General features: G+C 58.7%; 14 protein-coding genes and 1 pseudogene. 10 read left to right on the top strand and 5 right to left on the bottom strand.

Annotation, left to right across the window (positions count from 1 at the left end):
* Positions 1-15: 15 nt before the first annotated feature.
* Complete coding sequence (locus K0F88_RS22300) at positions 16-2,250, top strand: phage tail fiber protein (RefSeq protein WP_219096555.1); 2,235 nt, start codon at positions 16-18, stop codon at positions 2,248-2,250.
* Here K0F88_RS22300 and K0F88_RS22295 read toward each other — a convergent pair whose 3' ends face one another.
* Both K0F88_RS22295 and K0F88_RS33055 read right to left on the bottom strand, forming a co-directional pair.
* Positions 2,251-3,312: an SGNH/GDSL hydrolase family protein gene (locus tag K0F88_RS22295; protein WP_219096554.1), complete on the bottom strand. Its 1,062-nt coding sequence runs from the start codon at positions 3,310-3,312 to the stop codon at positions 2,251-2,253.
* 286 nt (positions 3,313-3,598) lie between these two features.
* Positions 3,599-4,636, bottom strand: a complete 1,038-nt coding sequence (locus K0F88_RS33055; protein ID WP_094469165.1) for a hypothetical protein — start codon at positions 4,634-4,636, stop codon at positions 3,599-3,601.
* A 314-nt stretch (positions 4,637-4,950) separates the two neighbouring features.
* Between K0F88_RS33055 and K0F88_RS22285 the strand changes: the two genes are divergently transcribed.
* On the top strand, positions 4,951-5,256 hold the full coding sequence (locus K0F88_RS22285; protein WP_094469169.1) for a DUF6388 family protein: 306 nt from the start codon (positions 4,951-4,953) through the stop codon (positions 5,254-5,256).
* A 39-nt stretch (positions 5,257-5,295) separates the two neighbouring features.
* Here the strand turns inward: K0F88_RS22285 and nadC are convergent, their stop codons facing one another.
* Complete coding sequence (gene nadC / locus K0F88_RS22280; protein ID WP_219096553.1) at positions 5,296-6,144, bottom strand: carboxylating nicotinate-nucleotide diphosphorylase; 849 nt, start codon at positions 6,142-6,144, stop codon at positions 5,296-5,298.
* A 285-nt stretch (positions 6,145-6,429) separates the two neighbouring features.
* Between nadC and K0F88_RS22275 the strand changes: the two genes are divergently transcribed.
* The 6 genes and pseudogenes from K0F88_RS22275 (at position 6,430) to K0F88_RS22255 (ending at position 13,004) form a co-directional block, all read left to right on the top strand.
* On the top strand, positions 6,430-8,637 hold the full coding sequence (locus K0F88_RS22275) for a DUF1631 domain-containing protein (RefSeq protein ID WP_219096552.1): 2,208 nt from the start codon (positions 6,430-6,432) through the stop codon (positions 8,635-8,637).
* Between the two features lie 64 nt (positions 8,638-8,701).
* A complete protein-coding gene (ampD, locus tag K0F88_RS22270) occupies positions 8,702-9,262 on the top strand; it encodes a 1,6-anhydro-N-acetylmuramyl-L-alanine amidase AmpD (RefSeq protein ID WP_094469162.1) in 561 nt (186 codons plus the stop codon).
* On the top strand, positions 9,259-10,095 hold the full coding sequence (gene ampE, locus K0F88_RS22265) for a regulatory signaling modulator protein AmpE (RefSeq protein ID WP_219096551.1): 837 nt from the start codon (positions 9,259-9,261) through the stop codon (positions 10,093-10,095). Before ampD ends, ampE begins: the two co-directional genes overlap by 4 nt.
* Positions 10,096-10,442: 347 nt before the next feature.
* Positions 10,443-11,582: pseudogene (locus K0F88_RS33050) on the top strand (HAMP domain-containing protein); the annotation flags it as partial.
* Between the two features lie 144 nt (positions 11,583-11,726).
* Positions 11,727-12,440 carry a methyl-accepting chemotaxis protein gene (locus K0F88_RS33045; RefSeq protein WP_374039740.1) on the top strand — a complete coding sequence of 238 codons (714 nt, stop codon included), beginning with the start codon at positions 11,727-11,729 and terminating at the stop codon, positions 12,438-12,440.
* Positions 12,441-12,614: 174 nt separating this feature from the next.
* Positions 12,615-13,004 (top strand): hypothetical protein, encoded by a 390-nt coding sequence (locus tag K0F88_RS22255; protein ID WP_219096550.1) that lies wholly within the window; start codon positions 12,615-12,617, stop codon positions 13,002-13,004.
* Here K0F88_RS22255 and K0F88_RS22250 read toward each other — a convergent pair whose 3' ends face one another.
* Positions 13,005-13,781, bottom strand: coding sequence for a TatD family hydrolase (locus K0F88_RS22250; protein ID WP_219096549.1), 777 nt, complete (start codon positions 13,779-13,781; stop codon positions 13,005-13,007).
* A 3-nt stretch (positions 13,782-13,784) separates the two neighbouring features.
* Positions 13,785-14,780: a catabolite repressor/activator gene (cra, locus tag K0F88_RS22245; RefSeq protein WP_219096632.1), complete on the bottom strand. Its 996-nt coding sequence runs from the start codon at positions 14,778-14,780 to the stop codon at positions 13,785-13,787.
* Between the two features lie 282 nt (positions 14,781-15,062).
* Between cra and ptsP the strand changes: the two genes are divergently transcribed.
* Positions 15,063-17,924 carry a phosphoenolpyruvate--protein phosphotransferase gene (gene ptsP / locus K0F88_RS22240; RefSeq protein ID WP_219096548.1) on the top strand — a complete coding sequence of 954 codons (2,862 nt, stop codon included), beginning with the start codon at positions 15,063-15,065 and terminating at the stop codon, positions 17,922-17,924.
* Complete coding sequence (gene pfkB / locus K0F88_RS22235) at positions 17,924-18,865, top strand: 1-phosphofructokinase (protein WP_219096547.1); 942 nt, start codon at positions 17,924-17,926, stop codon at positions 18,863-18,865. Before ptsP ends, pfkB begins: the two co-directional genes overlap by 1 nt.
* The last annotated feature ends 11 nt before the right edge of the window (positions 18,866-18,876 follow it).

The following is an 18,876-nucleotide window of genomic DNA, read 5'->3' as shown; positions in this document are numbered from 1 at the left end:
AAAGGAGTCACACAAGTGACCGTACCAACTCTTAATAGCGTTGCTGAGTTTGCTACCAACGGGGTAACGACAAATTTCCCGTTCTTCTTCAAGTTCTTGGCGAACGAGGATCTGGTTGTCACGTACATCAACCCGACCGGTGTGAGTAGCGTTTTGATGCTGGGGACGCAGTACACGGTCAATGGCGCGGGTAATGAGGCGGGCGGAAGTATCGTCACCGTCTCTACGCTTGCGGGGCCTGGGCAGCTGATCGTTTCAAGGGAGATGGAAGCCTTCCAGCAAACATCCTTGCGCAACCAGGGCAAGTTTCTGGCTGAGACGCATGAGGATGTGTTCGATCGGCTGACGATGTTGATTCAGCAAGGGTTCTCAATTTTCAAGCGGGCGCTCACCCGGCCGTTTGGGCGCGATTATTTCTACGCAGAGAATCGCCGTATCACCAGTCTCGCGGACCCAACGGACGCTCAGGACGCCGTGACGAAGTATTACAACGAGCGCTATATCGCCGGCCTGCTTGATGACTTCACCGGGCCGCTCAACAACGCCGCTAACGTGATGTTCGTCTACCCGGACGGGGTTGCGCGCTCTGTCCAGTCCTTGTCGAGCTACACCAACGTTCTGATGGGCTCGCAGGGGATCGGCCATTACAACCCGCTCGGCACGATACAGACTGTTGGCATGCTCCTCGACGCACACACGGCGGGGATCGCTGCCAACGCAGCAGCAATCACCGAAACCTTCAACGCAATACCCGTCATCAACGCCGCCCAGCCGCTGATGTCTCGTTCCAGCAATGTGCTGAACCTTGGCCACGGGGTGAACATCATTGGGGATTCAATCAGCGCTGGCGCGTACCAGGGCAACGTTTACACCAATGGCTGGCCGGCGCTGTTGGCCAAGGCGATCAACAATCAGTTTGGCTCGAAGAACCTGGGAGCCATTCCGACTGATGCTCTGTTCAACCCGGTGCCGGCATATCAGACCGATCAACTGCACACTGTGACGTGGTTCGGTGATTGGGGCCCGCTCGTTGGTTCGACTGGTATTTACAACTGGCCAATCGGCAACACTGGCGCAGCGGCAGGCGATGCAATCAATGGCAAGACGGTATCGTCGACCAACAACACCGCCTATATGGAAATTACGATCCCGGCGATTAACAACATCGTCACCATCTATTACGTTGGCCAACCTGGTGGCGGAAAGTTTGACGTGTCGGTAAACGGGGCGATTGTTGCAGAGCTCAACACAGCGTTTGCGACTAAAACGTACAACCTTCAAAGCCCTTTGATTGTGAGCGATGGCGGCCAAGGTGAAGTCGTTATACGCCTAACCAAGAAAGACGCGCTGCCAACTGAGTTGCAACCTGTTGTCCGCTATCAAAAAATAGTCGGCAACCCCGACGAACACTTCGCGTTGATGAATGTATGCAACCACTCAATCAGCGGTCGTCAATTGGCGACAATGACCGAAGCGGGGATTATCGCTGCCACAAACTGCGCCGCGATGGTCCTGGCTCTCGGTTTTAATGACTCGCTCGCTGAAACAAACACGACCTATTACAACAACTTTCTGACCCGCGTTAACTGGATTATTCAGTACGCGAACAACCAGAAATGCCTGGTTGTGGTTAGCGACTTCTGCTGGTACAGCGCAACGACATCTAAGGTACGCACCCAGCTCAAGCGCATTGCCAAGGAAACGAAGGGGATCTATATCCCGTTCCCCGACAAGTTTTCACCGAGTGGTGCGGTGATTGTGGATACCACGCCAGCTGCATCAGAGCTGATTACCTCGCTGCGCCTGTTTGCTGATAACGCTCACCCGAACTTCAAGGGTAACGAAATGATCTTTACCCAGATCGCACGTGCGCTTGGACTGTCGGTCACTTCAAAGCGCAGTGCACTGCTCAATGACATGCCATTCCCAGTGAAGTTGGCTGGCACGCTGAAGAACAAGGCAGGGGATGTATCGAGTGTTTCTCGTGTGAATGGGGGGCTGCTCTACAGCCTTGGGATCACTGCCACTGGCGGCGGGAACATCTCATCGGGTTCGCTATCGCTGTGCACGCTGCCTGCAAAGTTCTACCCAGGTGCCGAGGTCAGGGCGTCGTCTGACGTTCTCTCGATAACTGGGGCCGGTGTGATCAACAACTTCACTTCAACCCTAGTCAACGGCGCGGTCAACGGAACAATTGTGACCGCGTCGGTGGTGGAGGGGTCGTTCTTCGTTGCCGAGAAGCAAGCGTAACTACTTGCTTTCTGTCGACGAGGCATGAAGCTCTTTCGAGTCAACTGCCTGCTGCAACTTAGGTGCAAGTATTTCAGCAATGTATTTATAGCCAATGATTGTTGGGTGGATTCCTTCATCCCAATACATTGTCTTGTAGTCTTTGATGTTGCTGAACTCTGAGTAAAGATCAATAACTTTGCACTTGCACCCGTCGCCATTCCACGACAGCAGAAGTCTATTTAGAACTTGGTTTCTGCTGTCATTCTTGTCCAATCGCGGCAGCAAGGTCGACACGATAACTGAGCCTCCTTTTTCCGAAAGCGACTTTGCAATTTTCTTTATGTTTTCGAACGACTGCTCGGGCGTAGCAAGCGTCCAATCATTTGTTCCCGCGAGAAGAAAATAGTAGTCAGATCGCTGTACGGCATCGAGCCTGCCAAGAATTTCAAACGTGTTGTTTCCGCCTTCACCGGCGTGACCAAACCCAAATGAATCGGTATGCGGCCCGATGAAATTGATCCCCGAAGTCTGCTTGGAAAGCAGGCAGCGCAAATACCGGCCGTTACTCCACCAGGTTATAGAGTCACCGACCATGGTCATGGTCTTGCCTGGTTTATTCTTGTCAACGCTAACAGCGTAAAATTTGTATTTCCCAGATGGATCTAATGCCTTGTTGCTCTGCCATGTCAGCCGGCCCAGGTACATAGAACCATTAATGAAGTTCTTTTCGCTGACCCGAAACAAAGAAGATTCAGTGCCGTTATCGATTTTGTACAGGGTGTCAAAGTCGAATAGCTTGTCTTCGGATCGGCCAGGAAATTCAATCCACCCCGGAATTGTGTTTTTTACCTTGAAAGTCCCGATCAGCTTTTCGCTGGTGACGGTCTCAGGCAACAGTTCGCATGACTGTGTTATTTGATCGGTGACAGATAGAGGCGCTGCCGGCCTATCCGTTTTCGGCAGCTGTGCGCAGGCACTCAACAGACCAATGATCGCAATAGCCATCACCCCTTTGATGCTGAATGCACGGGATGTGCTTTTGATCGGCGCGGGGCTGGCCGTTTGGGATGATGGGAACATTGCTGATCAACTCCATGTTTAGGGGCGTGCCTTCTTGGGCGCGCATCTTACGCGGTGAAAGGCAGTTACAGAAGCGGGAGGGTGTTAAGGGCCGTCACTGACGGTTGCCTTCTATAGAAAAGGACGTTCGACATATACTGGGTGCCTGACGGCGGTCGTTCATCGCCCCAGCGATCTTTAAAAAGTACACTGAATAGTCCATTGGTCTTTGTTGATTTTGTTTTTAGCCAATGAACATTGAGGTTTTTCCGTTAGGTGTGGTTCCTGTCTCGGGCACCATTCCCTCTTATTTCACCTTTCTGCTCAGATCTTCCACAGTGCGTTTGAGCTGATCGAGTTGATTGTCCTGATCGCTGACTTCCCGCTTAAGGCTGGACAGATCGCTGGAGCTCGAGCTGGAACTCGACCCGGCGCTGCGCTTGAGGTCTTCCACTTGGCTGGCAAGCCTTTTCAGGTCGTTTTCCTGTTCGTTGACGGTACGTTTGAGGTCGTTCACTTCGCTGGAGCTTGAACTTGAACTTGAACTGGAGTTCGAGCTGCTGCTGCGCTTTAGATCGTCCATCTGACTGGCGAGCTTTTTCAGGCCGTTTTCCTGTTCGCTCACCGTGCGTTTCAGATCACTCACTTCGCTGGAGCTTGAGCTTGAGCTGGAATTCGAGCTGCTGCTGCGCTTTAGATCGTCCATTTGGCTGGCGAGCTTTTTCAGTCCGTTGTCCTGTTCGCTGACCGTGCGCTTGAGGTCGCTGACTTCGCTGGAACTGGAGCTGGAATTCGAGCTGCTGTTGCGTTTGAGTTCGTCCACGGCCTTGGCAAGGTTTACCAAGCCCGTGTTCTGTTCGCTGACCGTGCGTTTCAGGTTGTTCATTTCGCTGGCGCTGGAACTGGAGCTCGAACCACTGTTGCGTTTGAACTCGTCCATGGCCTTGGCGAGGTTCTTCAGCGCCGTTTCCTGGTCACTGACGGTGCGCTTGAGTTTGTCCACTTCGCTGGCATTCGAGATTGAACTGGAACCCGTGTCCTTTTTGAATTCTTCGATGAGCCGTGCCTGTGCACTGACGGTTTTCTTCAGATCTTCCAGATCTGCCGTATCGCTTTTAACCAGTCTTTGTAATTTTTCCACGTCATCAATACTGATACCGGATCTGACCATCACGTCTGTGCCGTAATAGTTGTGGTAAACGAGAAATTTATCAGAAGAGTTTGCGCTGTCGGATTTGTACTCCAGACCTGCTTGAGCCGAATCGGGTAATGCCAGGGTGCCGAGAAGAAGGGCGGCCATGCCAGTTGCAGACAGGATGGACGAAAGCTTGGAAAAATTGCGCATCACGGGTTCCTTGTGACGTGCCTAGATGGCACATCGCTATGACTTTACCTTTTGAACGTTGTTCCTGGGTAGAGAAGGAAAATTTTCAGAAAGCCCGATCAACGGTTTTTTTGTAGATTTGATGTAAAAGTCCATATAAATCGTCGACCAAACGTCCTATATTCGGACGTTGCACACGTACCACTTTGCAGTTTTCAGATGATCCCCGAATGGTTCTGAAGGCCAGACAAACCGGGCTTCACACGGTTTTTTGCGTCAGAGAGATCCTTGATGATCCAGATCCATCTTCCATTCCCCAGATCAGCGAGAACGCCATGACCGTTAAAGAATTGACCCAAGAAGCCAGACACGAAGAAGCGCTTAAAAAGTACCTGCTTGATACGCCCCAGCTAGCGGACGAGATCAAGGACCTGCCAGCCGACGATCAGAAAGACCAGATCCAGTGGGCGTTCGAGGATGAGGCGGAATCCCAGGGCTTGCAGCCGTGGGAGCTGACGCTCAAGTACACCTCGACCCCTGAAGAGTTCGAGGCTGCGCGCCTGGTGCTGCACAAGGAGGCGGCCGAGGTGTTGGGCGTCGAGTGGGAAGAGTACTGCGAGATGAACAATCTGGTGGTCTGACAAAAACGCCAGCCTCATTGAGGCTGGCGTTTTTCATTCTCAGAGGCTCAGACGCATCGACAGGTCGACAGCCTTCACATCCTTGGTCATCGCACCAATCGAAATGTAATCCACCCCGGTTTCCGCGATCGGCAGCAGCGTGTTTTCGTTGATACCACCGCTGGCTTCCAGTTTCGCCTTGCCCGCGTTCAGACGCACGGCTTCACGCATGTCATCCAGGCTCAGCTCATCGAGCATGATGATGTCTGCACCCGCCGCCAGGGCTTCTTTCAATTCCTCCAGGCTCTCCACTTCAATCTCGACCGGCTTGCCCGGGGCGATCTTGTGCGCAGCGTTAATGGCCTGAGGAATGCCACCGCAGGCGGCGATGTGGTTTTCCTTGATCAGGAAGGCGTCGTACAAGCCGATGCGGTGGTTATGGCAACCGCCGCAGGTCACGGCGTACTTCTGCGCCAGACGCAGGCCCGGCAGGGTTTTACGGGTGTCGAGCAGCTTCACCTGGGTCTCGCCGACAAAATCCGCCAGGTATTGCGCGCGGGTGGCCACGCCCGAGAGCAATTGCAGGAAATTCAGTGCGCAGCGTTCGCCGGTCAGCAGCGAGCGTGCCGGGCCTTCGAGGTGGAACAGCGCTTGATTGGGTTTCACCCGTTCGCCGTCGCGCACCTGCCAATGCACCGCGACCCGTGGATCGAGTTGCCGGAAAACGGCATCGACCCATGCGGTGCCGGCAATGACCGCAGCGTCGCGGGTGATGATGGTGGCTTTAGCCAGGCGTTCGGCCGGGATCAGCTGTGCGGTGATGTCGCCGCTGCCGATGTCTTCGAGCAACGCACGGCGCACGTTGGCTTCGATTTCGGCGGTCAAATCGGCGAGACGTAGATTCGGCATAACGGGCTCCACAAACAAAGTGGCCCGATTATAGGGCCATGGCGCGAGGCAACCCAAGGCATCAGAGGCGTTCCCCTCATCTGCAAACCTGCATTTGGTCGATTCCCTTGAGTCATCGGCACTAAGTCAGCGTCTTCCCAATGCGTCTATTTCAATACGAAGCACAGAGTCCGCTGGCACACGGGGGCGCTTTTGCAAGATAATCCGCCTTGCTTTTGACGTCATGGCTTTGACGTGTTTTTGGGTTCACGACTATTCGCAGAATCACCGTTTCAGGAGGCTTGGATGCACAACGACGGGAATGTAGTGCCTTTGCACAAGGCGGCTACCGATCAGGCGACGCAATCGCCGCTCGCCCGCCTGCCTGTGATTCTGCTTCAGGTTCGCGACAAGGCCACTCAACAGCTCAGGCACGGCTTGCAAGCACTGTTTGATAACGCCGACGACACGCTGTTCGAAATGGCTGATCGGGCCCGCAACGATGTCGAGCAGAACCTCTTTTTCGAAGCCATGCGCGACTTGCGACTCAAGCGAAAAAGCATCGAGCGCGGTTTTCTCGAACAATTCTTCGAGGCGTTCGTCAGCCTCTCGCAGTACGACAGCCCCCAGGCGTCCATGCCTCAGGCATTGGCGTTTGAACCCGATACATTGCCCAATGACGATCTGGAGCGCAGCGTCGCGGTGGAAGCCATGGTCAGCAAAGTGCTGAACCGCGACGGGTTCGCCCTCGACCAACTGACAGCCCGACTCAGTGCTTTGCTGGGCAAGACGCTGGACAATAAACACAACCCGCTGGGACCGGCGCGGCTCTGCGAGTATTTCTTGCAGGCCTGGCGCAACCTGGGGGTGGAGATCAAGGTCAAGCTGATCATTCTCAAACTGTTCGACCGCTACGTGCTCAGTAGCGCTGATCAGTTGTACGCCGAAGCCAATCAACTGCTCATCGCAACCGGCGTGTTGCCCGACCTCAAGCCTGCGCCGATGCGACGTGCCATCGATCATGCGGCCGCCAGCGCCCATGCCGAACCGATCGAGGTCGGCATCCACTCGGGTGATACGCCGATCGACGATGGCGTGCAGGAAGTCTTTGCCGCGTTGCAGGAGCTGCTGTTGCACGTGCGCGGCAGCGTCGCACCCACCCTCGAGGCCAGTGCCCAGACCCAGCCTATTTCCACCCGAGACCTGTTGCGCCTGCTCTCGCATTTGCAGCAATACGTGCCGGCGCTGGCTACCCAGGACGACTTCGATCTGCGTAACCAGCTTGAACAACTGCTGACCCGGGTCAGCGTCAAAAGCGGCAAGTCGCGTGTGGTCGGCGTGGCTGACGAAGACGTGATCAACCTGATCGCCATGCTCTTCGAATGCATCCTTGATGACCGCAACCTGCCGGATTCCCTCAAGGCGCTGATTGGTCGGTTGCAGATCCCGATGCTCAAGGTTGCGGTGCTCGACAAGAGCTTCTTCAGCCGCGCTAGCCACCCGGCCCGGCGTCTGCTCAACGAAATTGCTGCCGCCGCGATGGGCTGGGGCGAGTGCGATGACCACGAACGTGACAGCCTGTACCTGCGCATCGGGCAAGTGGTGCAGCGTCTGTTGAACGACTTTGTTGACGACCCGGCCATCTTTTCCGAGTTGCTCGCGGATTTTCTCGCGTTCACCAGTGACGAGCGCCGCCGCAGTGAATTGCTGGAACAACGCACCCGTGACGCCGAAGAGGGCCGCGCCAGGACCGAACTGGCGCGCCAGCGTGTCGAACAGGCGCTGAATCAGGCGTTATTGGGCAAAGTGCTGCCCCAAGGTGTGGTGGTCTTCGTGCAGGAGGCCTGGAGCAAAGTGCTGTTGTTGACCTGCCTCAAACACGGTGATGCGTCGGCGGAATGGCATGCGGATGTGCAGACCATGGAGCAATTGATCTGGAGCGTGCAGCGCCATGAGGAGCCCGATGCCGGCCTGCGGTTGTTGGCGCTGGTGCCGGGGTTGCTGAAGGCCTTGCGCGACGGGCTGAGCAGCTCGGCATTTGATCCGTTCGCCACCAGTGAGTTTTTCAGTGAACTGGAAACCTTGCACGTTCAATTGTTCGAGCGCCCGGGCCAGGCGGCTGAACAACCTGTCGAGCCGACGGTGATGGTCGAAGTGCTGCAGCAAATCGTGCTGCACACCGCCGACGAAGGCCCGACCGATGTGGTATCAGTACGGTTGCCGGTGGACGATGCCGGTTTGCTTCAGGTCGATCAACTGCGTCCGGGCTGCTGGGTCGAGTTTCAGGAAGACGATGAAAACACCCTGCGTTGCAAGCTGACCGCGATCATCGATTCCACCGGAAAATACATCTTTGTCGACCGCACAGGAATGAAAGTGCTGGAGCGCAGCCGCACCGGTCTGGCCCTGGAATTTCGCCGTGGCGCGGTGCGGGCGCTGGACGATACCTTGCTGTTCGACCGGGCCCTGGAGTCGGTGCTGGGCAATCTGCGGCGTCTCAATCGCGGCAAGTGATCGCGCCCCGAGGGCCTATCGCGGCATACTGGGCGCCAACACAGTCGTCGTTGAAGGAACCTGTATGCAGTTGGACCCCGCGAGCGGTTGGTGTCAGGGCGTGCGTGTATGCCCCTCGCCCAACTTCAATGCGCGCCCCTCGGGCGAAATTTCCCTGCTGGTGATCCACAACATCAGCCTGCCGCCAGCGCAGTTCGCCACCGGCAAGGTGCAGGAATTTTTCCAGAATCGTCTGGATGTCACGGAGCATCCCTATTTTGCAGGGATTGCTGACCTGCGGGTGTCTGCGCACTTTCTGATCGAGCGTGACGGCACCGTCACTCAGTTTGTCTCTTGTCTTGAGCGCGCCTGGCACGCCGGTGTCTCGAGTTTCGAGGGGCGGGACACCTGTAACGATTTTTCCGTGGGTATCGAGCTCGAAGGCACGGATGATCTGCCGTTCGAGGACGCTCAGTATCAAGCATTGACGACGCTGACCCGGCAACTGCAAAGCACGTTTACGGCGATCAGCGCGCAGCGCATCTGTGGGCATAGCGACATCGCACCGGGACGCAAGACGGATCCGGGACCTGCGTTCGACTGGGCGCGCTATCGCGCCGCCCTGGCAAAAGAGGAACAACAATGAGTTTTCTGGTGTTGCTTTTGGCCGTCTGGATCGAGAAGTTCTCGGCCCTGCGCCATCGGGTCCAACGTGACGGCGGTTGGGTGCGTGAACTGAACAAGCTTGAAGTCAGTCCGCGCCTGATCAATCGGCCATGGCTGATATTGGTGGTGCTGGTGTTGTTGCCGGTGGCGCTGCTGGGTTTGTTGTTGGTGGTGCTGGAACCGGTGGCCTACGGGTTGCTGGCGTTGCCGGTGCACCTGCTGGTGGTGATTTACAGTCTGGGTCGCGGCGATTTGCTGGCCGGCCTGGGACCGTTTCGCGATGCCTGGCGCCGGGAAGACCTGCAAGCCGCCGCCCATGTGGCGAAGCGCGACGTGGACATCTGCGCCGATAGCGGCGAGCAACTGCTTGAGCGGGTCGAAGGCCATTTGCTGTGGGAGGCTTACCAGAGCTTTTTTGCGGTAATTTTCTGGTACTTCGTGCTGGGCCCGGTCGCCGCACTGAGCTACCGGTTGCTGGCGCTGGCCGAAGAACACGGGCAGAACCCTGCAGTGGTCGAGCGAGCTGCACAGTTGCGTCATGCGTTTGATTGGGTGCCGGTGCGTCTGTTGGCGGCCAGTTTCGCGCTGGTCGGAAACTTTGTCGCGGTCAGCCGCGTCATGCTGCATGAACTGTTGAACTGGAACATCAGCGCTGCCCAGTTGATCGAGAAAGTCGGCTTGGTGGCAGGCGAAATTCCTGCACCGGTCGTCGGACCGGATGGCATCAACAGCCTGGACCGGATCTGGGAATTGCTGCTGCGGGCGGCGGTACTCTGGTATGCAGGTTTTGCGTTGTGGACGGTCCTCCCGTAACCCAACAGCTGTCTGACGTGAACGTTATTGTGGCGAGGGAGCTTGCTCCCGCTGGGCGCGCAGCGCCCTCAAACGGCCACGCGAATATGTCAGGAAAAGCCGCTCGTCTGCATTGCGTCTGCTTCGCAGACGAGCGGGAGCAAGCTCCCTCGCCACAAGAAGGATCATCGATCTCAAGACCGGCGATCTGCCGTTAACCTTAAGTTACAAAACCCCCAGCCGATTTAAGCTATACAGAGATAGCGCTGAATAGTGGCTATCTGCCGTCGACCTGCGCCTGCCAATAAAAATAAGAATCAAAAGGGAGACTTCCAGTGAAGAGCTTGCTCTATCCCGCCGTCGCGCTGATGAATCGCCTGAGCTTCGGCATGAAGTTCAGCCTGATCAGTGTGCTGTTCCTCGTGCCGATGCTGGTGACCAACTTCTATCTGGTCCGCGATTCTTATCGTGAATTCCAGGGCACACAAGTCGAGCTGCAAAGCCTCAACCTGCTCGGCAGCAGCCTGACCCTGCGGCGTGATCTGGAAACCCTGAACAACCTGGTGCAAATCAACGTCACCCTTGGCCAGTCCGGCAAGGCCGGCAATGTCGAGACGAAGATCAGCACCCTGGAGCAAAGTGTTCTGGCCCGCCTGCAAGGGCTGACGGCGATGACCACTGATCCGGAGCAGATCACGGTGTTCGATGGCAAGCGCGATGAAATGATCGCGGCGTTCAAGGCCCAGCAAGCGGAAAACTCCCTGCAAAGCAAAAGCGGGATGATCGGCAAGTTGCTCGGCAGCGCGCAGATTTTCAGCCAGATCATCGCCAGTCAGGCCGGCCTGACCCGCGACACCCAGAGCGACATGCGTCAGCTCAGCGAGCTCATTACCAACGTCACTCCGCCCGTGACGCAGATCCTGGGCGACGGCCGGGCGATGGGTTCCTATTCGCTTGGGCAAGGTTTTCTGAATTCGTCGTCGAGCACCCGGTTCGATGAACTGCTGGCGCAGATCGAAAAGCTCCAGGGCGAATACGGTCTGAAGCTCAATGATGCATTGGGCTCCAGCAAAGCGGCGCGTGACACCCTGACCGCCCAGGCCGAGAGCAGCAAAGCCTCGCTGAAAAAGGCCAGTGAGCTGTTCGAAGAGCAGGTGGTGATGGCCGACACCCTCGATGCGCCGTGGCAGGCTTTTTACGATCAGGTCACCGGCCTGATGGACCAGACCTACCAACTCAACGAAGCGACCCTGACGTTCCTCGGCACCCAGTTGCAGCAGCGACTGGAGCAGAACCGCACCCACATGGTCTTGCAGGCCGTGGCGCTGTCGGTGGTGTTTGTGTTGATTTTTTACCTCTACGGCGGCTTCTACGCCTCGACCCGCACCACCCTCAAACGCCTGGGCGCGACGCTGGACAAAGTGGCGGCGGGCGACATGACCGTCACCTTCCGCGCCGAAAGCCGCGATGAGTTGGGCGAGCTGGGCGAGGTGTTCAACGGCACCGTGAAGAAAATCCATGACCTGATCGAGCGCGTAGGCCAGACCGTGAATGAGGTCGAGCGCCAGGCCGGGCAAGTCGAAAGTGTCTCTGCCCAAAGCAACCAGGCGGTGGCGGGGCAGCGCTCGCAGATCGAGCAGGTCGCCACGGCCATGAATCAGATGTCGGCCACCTCCCTAGAGGTGGCGCGCAGTGCCGCGGCGGCGGTCAGCAGTGCTCACAGCGTCAACGACGAGACCATCAGCGGTCGCGGCCTGGTGGCGTCCCAGCAGGGCAGCATCGCGCAACTGGCCAGTGAGATCGATCAGTCGGTGCGGGTGATCAACCAATTGGCCAGCGACAGCCAATCCATCAGCCGCGTGCTGGAAGTGATCAAGAGCATTGCCGAGCAGACTAACCTGCTGGCGCTCAACGCGGCGATCGAAGCCGCTCGGGCCGGTGAGCAGGGACGGGGTTTTGCGGTGGTGGCCGATGAGGTGCGGACCCTGGCCAAGCGTACCCAGCAATCGACCGAAGAAATCGAGCAGATGATCACCAAGCTCCAAAATGGTGTCGGCGCGGCGGTGAAAGCCATGGGCGTCAGCCATCAGGTGGCCGATGGCACCGTCGGGCAGTCGGAAAAGGTCCAGCAGGCGCTGGAAAACATCCTCGGCGCCGTCGGCATGATCGTCGACCAGAACCAACAGATCGCGGCCGCGGTGGAGCAGCAGACCGCCGTGGCCCACGACATCGACCAGAACATTGTCGAGATCAACCGCGCGGGTGAACGCACCGCTGAAGGTGCGCACCAGACCGAAGATGCCAGCCGAGCGTTGTCGGCCCAGGTGGTGGAACTCAAACAACTGATCAGCGCGTTCCGGGTCTGATGGCCCCAATGGATCAAATGTGGGAGCTGGCTCGCTCCCACAGGTTTTTGCGCCCAATCTGTAGTACTTATTCCCTCATTCGGTCAGCACTGTCCTGTTTTTCTCTAGGCTCTGGTTTTTGGTCTTCAATGAAGGAAGATCAAACACTCTGACTTGGCCTGAGGACGCACGGTTATGTCTGTCGCAATAAGTGGAATCCAGGGGCATTGCGCACATTGTGGAAGCACTCTGGTGCTTGAACCCTGGCAACTCAACGCCATCGCAATCAAGGAATCGTTCGCCTGTTCCCACTGCCACAAAGCCCTGCAGTTGAATGACCCGAAACAGATCCGGCGCTTGAAGTCCGTTGACTCCCTGGCCATGCTGCGGGCCAGTACGCTGGTGACGGTGTGCACCGCGTTATTGGTGGCGCTGGTGATGGAGTGGGTCGGCATACTCAGCGTGGTCGAACAGCTGAATTTTTCGCTGATTGCGATTCTGCTCTACTTCGGTGTCGTGCAGTTCACTCGGCACAAACAACACGTGACGCTGATCCTGGAAGCCGCCAAGGCCCACGGCGACTGACTACCAGCGGAACAACTCACAGGCATTGGCCGTGCTGGCGGTGGCCAGTTGCTCAGGGCTGATCGACATGATCCCGGCCAGTGCCGAGCAGATCGCCGGCAGGTGCGCCGGGCTGTTGCGTTGACCGGGAAACATGGCGGGCGCCATGTCCGGTGAATCGGTTTCCAGCACCACCGACTCCAGGGGCAATTCGGCGAGGACGCGGTGCATGCGCAACGCCTGCGGCCAGGTCGCGGCGCCGCCCAGGCCGAGTTTAAAACCGAGCTTGATGTATTCTCGGGCCTCTTCCTTGCTGCCGGCGAAGGCATGAATGATGCCCGCGCGTTTCAAGCGAAACCGTTTGAGTGTGGCAATCACCGCGGCATGGCTGCGCCGCACATGAATCAGCACTGGAAGATTGAAGTCCACCGCCAGTTGCAGTTGCGCGTCGAACAAGGCCTGCTGGCGCTCACGGTTGAGGGTTTCGATGAAGTAATCCAGGCCGATCTCACCCACGGCACACAATTGCCGATGACCCGCCAGGCGGGTCAGCCAGTCACCGAGTTCGAGTAAATCGTCAGGGCGATGCTGGTCCAGGTACACCGGGTGCAAACCGAGCGCCGCATGCAGGTCGGGATCGCTTTGCACCAGGTCCCAGACCCGCTGCCAATTGCCCTGATAAACCCCCAGCACCACCATCCGCCGCACCCCGAGGGCGCGGCTTTCGGCGAGCAGCGCCGTGCGGTCCTCGTCGAAGTCCGGAAAATCCAGATGAGTGTGGCTGTCGATCAGCTCCACGGTTCAGTCCTGGCGAATACGCTGCTTGAAGGTCCGCGCGATGGCTTGCACGCCGGGTTGGTAATCGGATTGCTCGATAGCGGCCAGCGCCAGCGCCAGCGCCTTGTCGGCAATCAGTTGATGCTGCTGGGCCATGGCGTTGACCGGCAGCGGCAGGAAGTCCAGCAACTGCGTGTCGCCGAAGGTGCCGAGGCGCAGCGGACGGGTTTTCAGCGGGAAGTCGTGCAAGGCATCAAACACGCCTTGAAGCAGCACGTAGGACGTGGTCACCAGCGCATCCGGCAAATGCCCCAGGCGCTGCAGCAATTCTTCCATCAACTGCTTGCCGCACTCGCGGCTGAACGACTCGCCGTGCTCGATCAGCACCTCGCCTTTGAACCCGCTCAACGCTTCCTTGAACCCGGCGGCGCGTTCCTGGCTGATGCTCAGTTCGGGACGGGCGCCGATCAGCGCGATTTGCTTGGGCAGCGGGTCGAGCAGGCTGCGGGTCAGTTGCAGGCTGGCCTCGCGATCATCGCTGATCACCGAACAGAAATGCTCAGGCTCCATCACCCGGTCGATGGCGATGATCGGAATACCTTTGGCCTGCAATTGACGATAACTGTCATCACCGGCCGGCAGGCAACTGGCGACGATCAGCGCATCGCAGCGCCGTGCGCGGAACAGTTGCAGCAATTGCCGTTCGCTGTCCGGCGCATCGTCGGAGCTGGCGATCAGCAATTGATAACCGCGCGCCCGGGCGCCTTGCTCGAGCAGTTTGGCGATTCGTGCGTAACTGGGGTTTTCCAGGTCCGGCAGAATGAAGCCCAGGGTACGGGTGTGCCGACTGCGCAGCCCGGCCGCTTGAGGGTTGGGGGTAAAACCATGCTGTTCGACGACCGCACGAACGCGCTCGACGGTGGCACTGCTGATCCGTTGCTGTTCGGCCTTGCCATTAATGACATAACTGGCGGTGGTAACGGACACACCGGCCAATTGTGCGATATCACTGAGTTTCAACGCGGGCTTTCCTTGTTTTTCGGCCGACATTTTCGCCAATCCTAACCGATTCGGGCAGACGACCATGGTCTGAACGCATCCGACAAGTTGGACTTCAAGGATGGGACATTATCGAGTAACGTGCCAATCATTCTAGATTAAACGTTTCAGCAGGCGTATTTTCTAGGTTATAAGCGCATTTGGCCGGTTCTGCCGCGAAACCGCCAAAAATGATGACTAAGCGCCTAAGCTGAATCATTCAAAACAATACCTGGCGCCAACAGACGCCAAAAAGGAGAAAGCATGCTCGAGCTCACCATAGAGCAGATATCCATGGGCCAGTCGGCTGTGGATAAGTCCGAAGCCTTGCAATTGCTGGCTCGGCATCTGGTCACCGATGGCCTGGTGGCCGAGGGTTATCTTGCCGGTTTGCAGGCACGGGAAGCCCAGGGCTCGACCTTTCTCGGTCAAGGTATTGCCATCCCCCACGGTACGCCGGAAACCCGCGATCTGGTGTTTTCCACCGGCGTGCGGCTGATGCAATTCCCCGAAGGCGTGGACTGGGGCGATGGCCAGATCGTTTACCTGGCGATCGGTATCGCCGCCAAATCCGATGAGCACTTGCGACTGCTGCAACTGCTGACCCGCGCCCTCGGTGAAACCGACCTCGGCCAGGCCCTGCGTCGCGCCAGTTCCGCCGAAGCCTTGTTGAAACTGCTGCAAGGCGCGCCGCAAGAACTGGCGCTGGATGCACAAATGATCGGCCTCGGTGTCTCCGCCGATGACTTCGAAGAACTTGTATGGCGCGGTGCGCGCTTGCTGCGTCAGGCCGATTGCGTGAGCAACGGTTTCTCCGCTGTTTTGCAGCAAGTCGAAGCGTTGCCGTTGGGCGATGGCTTGTGGTGGCTGCACAGCGAACAAACGGTTAAGCGTCCGGGCCTGGCTTTCGTCACGCCGGACAAACCGATGCGCTACCTCGGTCAGCCCCTCAGTGGCCTGTTCTGCCTGGCCAGTCTTGGCGAGGCGCATCAGGCCTTGCTCGAACGCCTGTGTGCGCTGCTGATCGAGGGCCGTGGCCATGAACTGGGTCGCGCCACCAGCAGCCGTAAAGTCCTCGAAGTGCTGGGCGGTGAACTGCCAGCGGATTGGCCGAGCGCGCGCATTGCGTTGGCCAACGCCCACGGTTTGCATGCCCGCCCGGCGAAGATCCTCGCGCAGTTGGCGAAAAGTTTTGAAGGCGAAATCCGCGTGCGCATCGTCGATGGCCAGGACAGCGCCGTGTCGGTGAAGAGCTTGAGCAAACTGCTCAGCCTCGGCGCCCGGCGCGGTCAGGTGCTGGAGTTTGTCGCTGAACCGAGCATCGCCGCTGATGCCTTGCCAGCCCTGCTGGCCGCCATCGAAGAAGGCCTGGGCGAAGAAGTCGAGCCGTTGCCCGCCGTGAGCCAGCAGCGCGAGGTGTTTGCCGATGTCGCCGAAGTGCTCCTTGCGCCAGCGTCCGGCAGCCTGGTCCAGGCGATTGCCGCTGCACCGGGCATCGCCATCGGACCGGCGCACATTCAAGTGCTGCAAACCATCGATTACCCGCTGCGTGGCGAGTCCGCCGCCATCGAGCGCGAGCGTCTCAAGCAGGGGTTGGCGCACGTGCGCCGCGACATCGAAGGCCTGATCGAACGAAGCAAATCCAAAGCCATTCGCGAGATTTTCATCACTCACCAGGAAATGCTCGACGACCCGGAACTGACCGATGAAGTCGACACCCGCCTCAAGCAAGGCGAAAGCGCCGAAGCGGCGTGGATGGCGGTGATCGAAGCAGCGGCCAAACAACAGGAGTCGCTCCAGGACGCCTTGCTCGCCGAACGGGCTGCCGACTTGCGCGACATTGGCCGTCGGGTACTGGCGCAACTCAGCGGCGTCGAGACCCCGAGTGAACCCGATCAGCCGTACATTCTGGTGATGGACGAAGTCGGCCCGTCCGACGTTGCCCGTCTCGATCCGACCCGTGTGGCCGGCATTCTCACGGCCCGTGGCGGCGCGACCGCTCACAGCGCGATTGTCGCCCGGGCGCTGGGCATTCCAGCCTTGGTCGGTGCCGGTGCAGCGGTGTTGCTGCTGGCGCCGGGCACGCCGTTGCTGATTGATGGCCAACGCGGTCGCCTGCATGTGGACGCCGACGCAGCAACCTTGCAGCGCGCCACCGAAGAACGCGACACCCGCGAGCAACGTCTGAAAGCCGCCGCCGAACAACGCCATCAACCGGCGCTGACCACCGACGGTCACGCGGTCGAAGTGTTCGCCAACATCGGCGAAAGTGCCGGTGTGACCAGCGCGGTGGAGCAGGGCGCCGAAGGCATTGGCTTGCTGCGCACCGAACTGATTTTCATGGCCCATTCCCAGGCGCCAGACGAGGCCACTCAAGAAGTCGAATACCGTCGCGTCCTCGATGGCCTGGCCGGTCGTCCTCTGGTGGTTCGCACCCTCGACGTCGGGGGCGACAAACCGCTGCCGTACTGGCCGATTGCGAAAGAAGAAAACCCGTTCCTCGGCGTGCGTGGCATTCGCCTGACCTTGCAGCGTCCGCAGATCATGGAAGCGCAATTACGCGCCTTGCTCCGTGCGGCGGACAACCGCCCGCTGCGGATCATGTTCCCCATGGTCGGCAGCGTCGATGAGTGGCGCCAGGCACGGGACATGACTGAACGTCTGCGTCTGGAAATCCCCGTTGCCGATCTGCAACTGGGGATCATGATCGAAGTGCCATCGGCGGCGTTGCTGGCGCCGGTGCTGGCCAAGGAAGTCGACTTCTTCAGCGTCGGCACCAATGACCTGACCCAGTACACCCTGGCCATCGACCGGGGTCACCCAACCTTGTCGGCCCAGGCTGACGGCTTGCACCCGGCGGTGCTGCAACTGATCGACATCACCGTGCGCGCGGCCCATGCCAACGGCAAGTGGGTTGGGGTGTGCGGCGAGTTGGCGGCCGACCCGCTGGCGGTGCCGGTGCTGGTCGGTCTCGGTGTGGACGAACTCAGCGTGTCCGGTCGCAGCATTGCCGAGGTCAAGGCGCGCATCCGCGAACTCAGCCTGAGCCAAACCAGAATTCTCGCCCAACAGGCCCTGACCGTGGGCAGCGCCAATGAAGTGCGCGCATTAGTGGAGGCCCTGTAATGGCCAAGATACTGACCCTGACGCTCAACCCGGCGCTGGACTTGACGGTGCAACTGCCGCGTCTCGAGCCCGGCCAAGTCAATCGCAGCGACGAAATGCACACCCACGCCGCCGGTAAAGGCGTGAACGTGGCGCAGGTGCTGGCCGACCTCGGGCATCAGGTGACGGTCAGCGGTTTCCTCGGTGAGGACAACCTTCAAGCGTTTGAGACCCTGTTCGCCAAACGTGGTTTTGTCGATGCGTTCATCCGGGTGCCCGGTGAGACGCGCAGCAACATCAAACTGGCGGAAAACGATGGGCGCATCACCGACATCAACGGCCCGGGGCCGATGGTCAATGCGGCAGCGCAGCAGGCCTTGCTGGATCGACTCGAGCAGATTGCGCCCGGTCATGACGCGGTCGTCGTGGCCGGCAGCCTGCCGCAAGGGATCAGTCCTCAGTGGCTGCAGGCGTTGATTGAGCGTTTGAAAAGCCTCGGTCTGAACGTCGCCCTCGACACCAGCGGCGAAGCCTTGCGTGCTGCACTCAAGGCTGGCCCGTGGCTGATCAAGCCGAACACCGAGGAGCTGGCCGACGCGCTGGGCTGCGAGGTGATATCGGTGGCGGCACAGGCCGAAGCAGCGAGCCGTTTGCACGCTCAAGGCATCGAGCATGTGGTGATCTCCCACGGGGCCGATGGCGTGAACTGGTTCAGTGTCGGCGCGGCGATGCACGCCACGCCGCCCAAGGTCAGCGTTGTTAGCACCGTGGGCGCGGGTGATTCGTTGCTGGCCGGCATGCTCCACGGTTTGCTCAGCGCCGACACGCCTGAACAAACCCTACGCACCGCCACGGCGATTGCCGCGATGGCGGTCACGCAGATCGGTTTCGGAATTGGCGATGCCACGCAGTTGGCGCGGCTCGAACAGGGCGTGCGCATCCGCACCCTGACAGAACAATAAGAGGGTTTGTC

Source organism: Pseudomonas sp. UMAB-40 (assembly GCF_900095275.1).
Taxonomy (GTDB): Bacteria; Pseudomonadota; Gammaproteobacteria; order Pseudomonadales; family Pseudomonadaceae; genus Aquipseudomonas; species Aquipseudomonas mandelii_B.
Note: the sequence above shows the minus strand (reverse complement) of the source record. Positions and strands in the feature narration are given on the sequence as shown.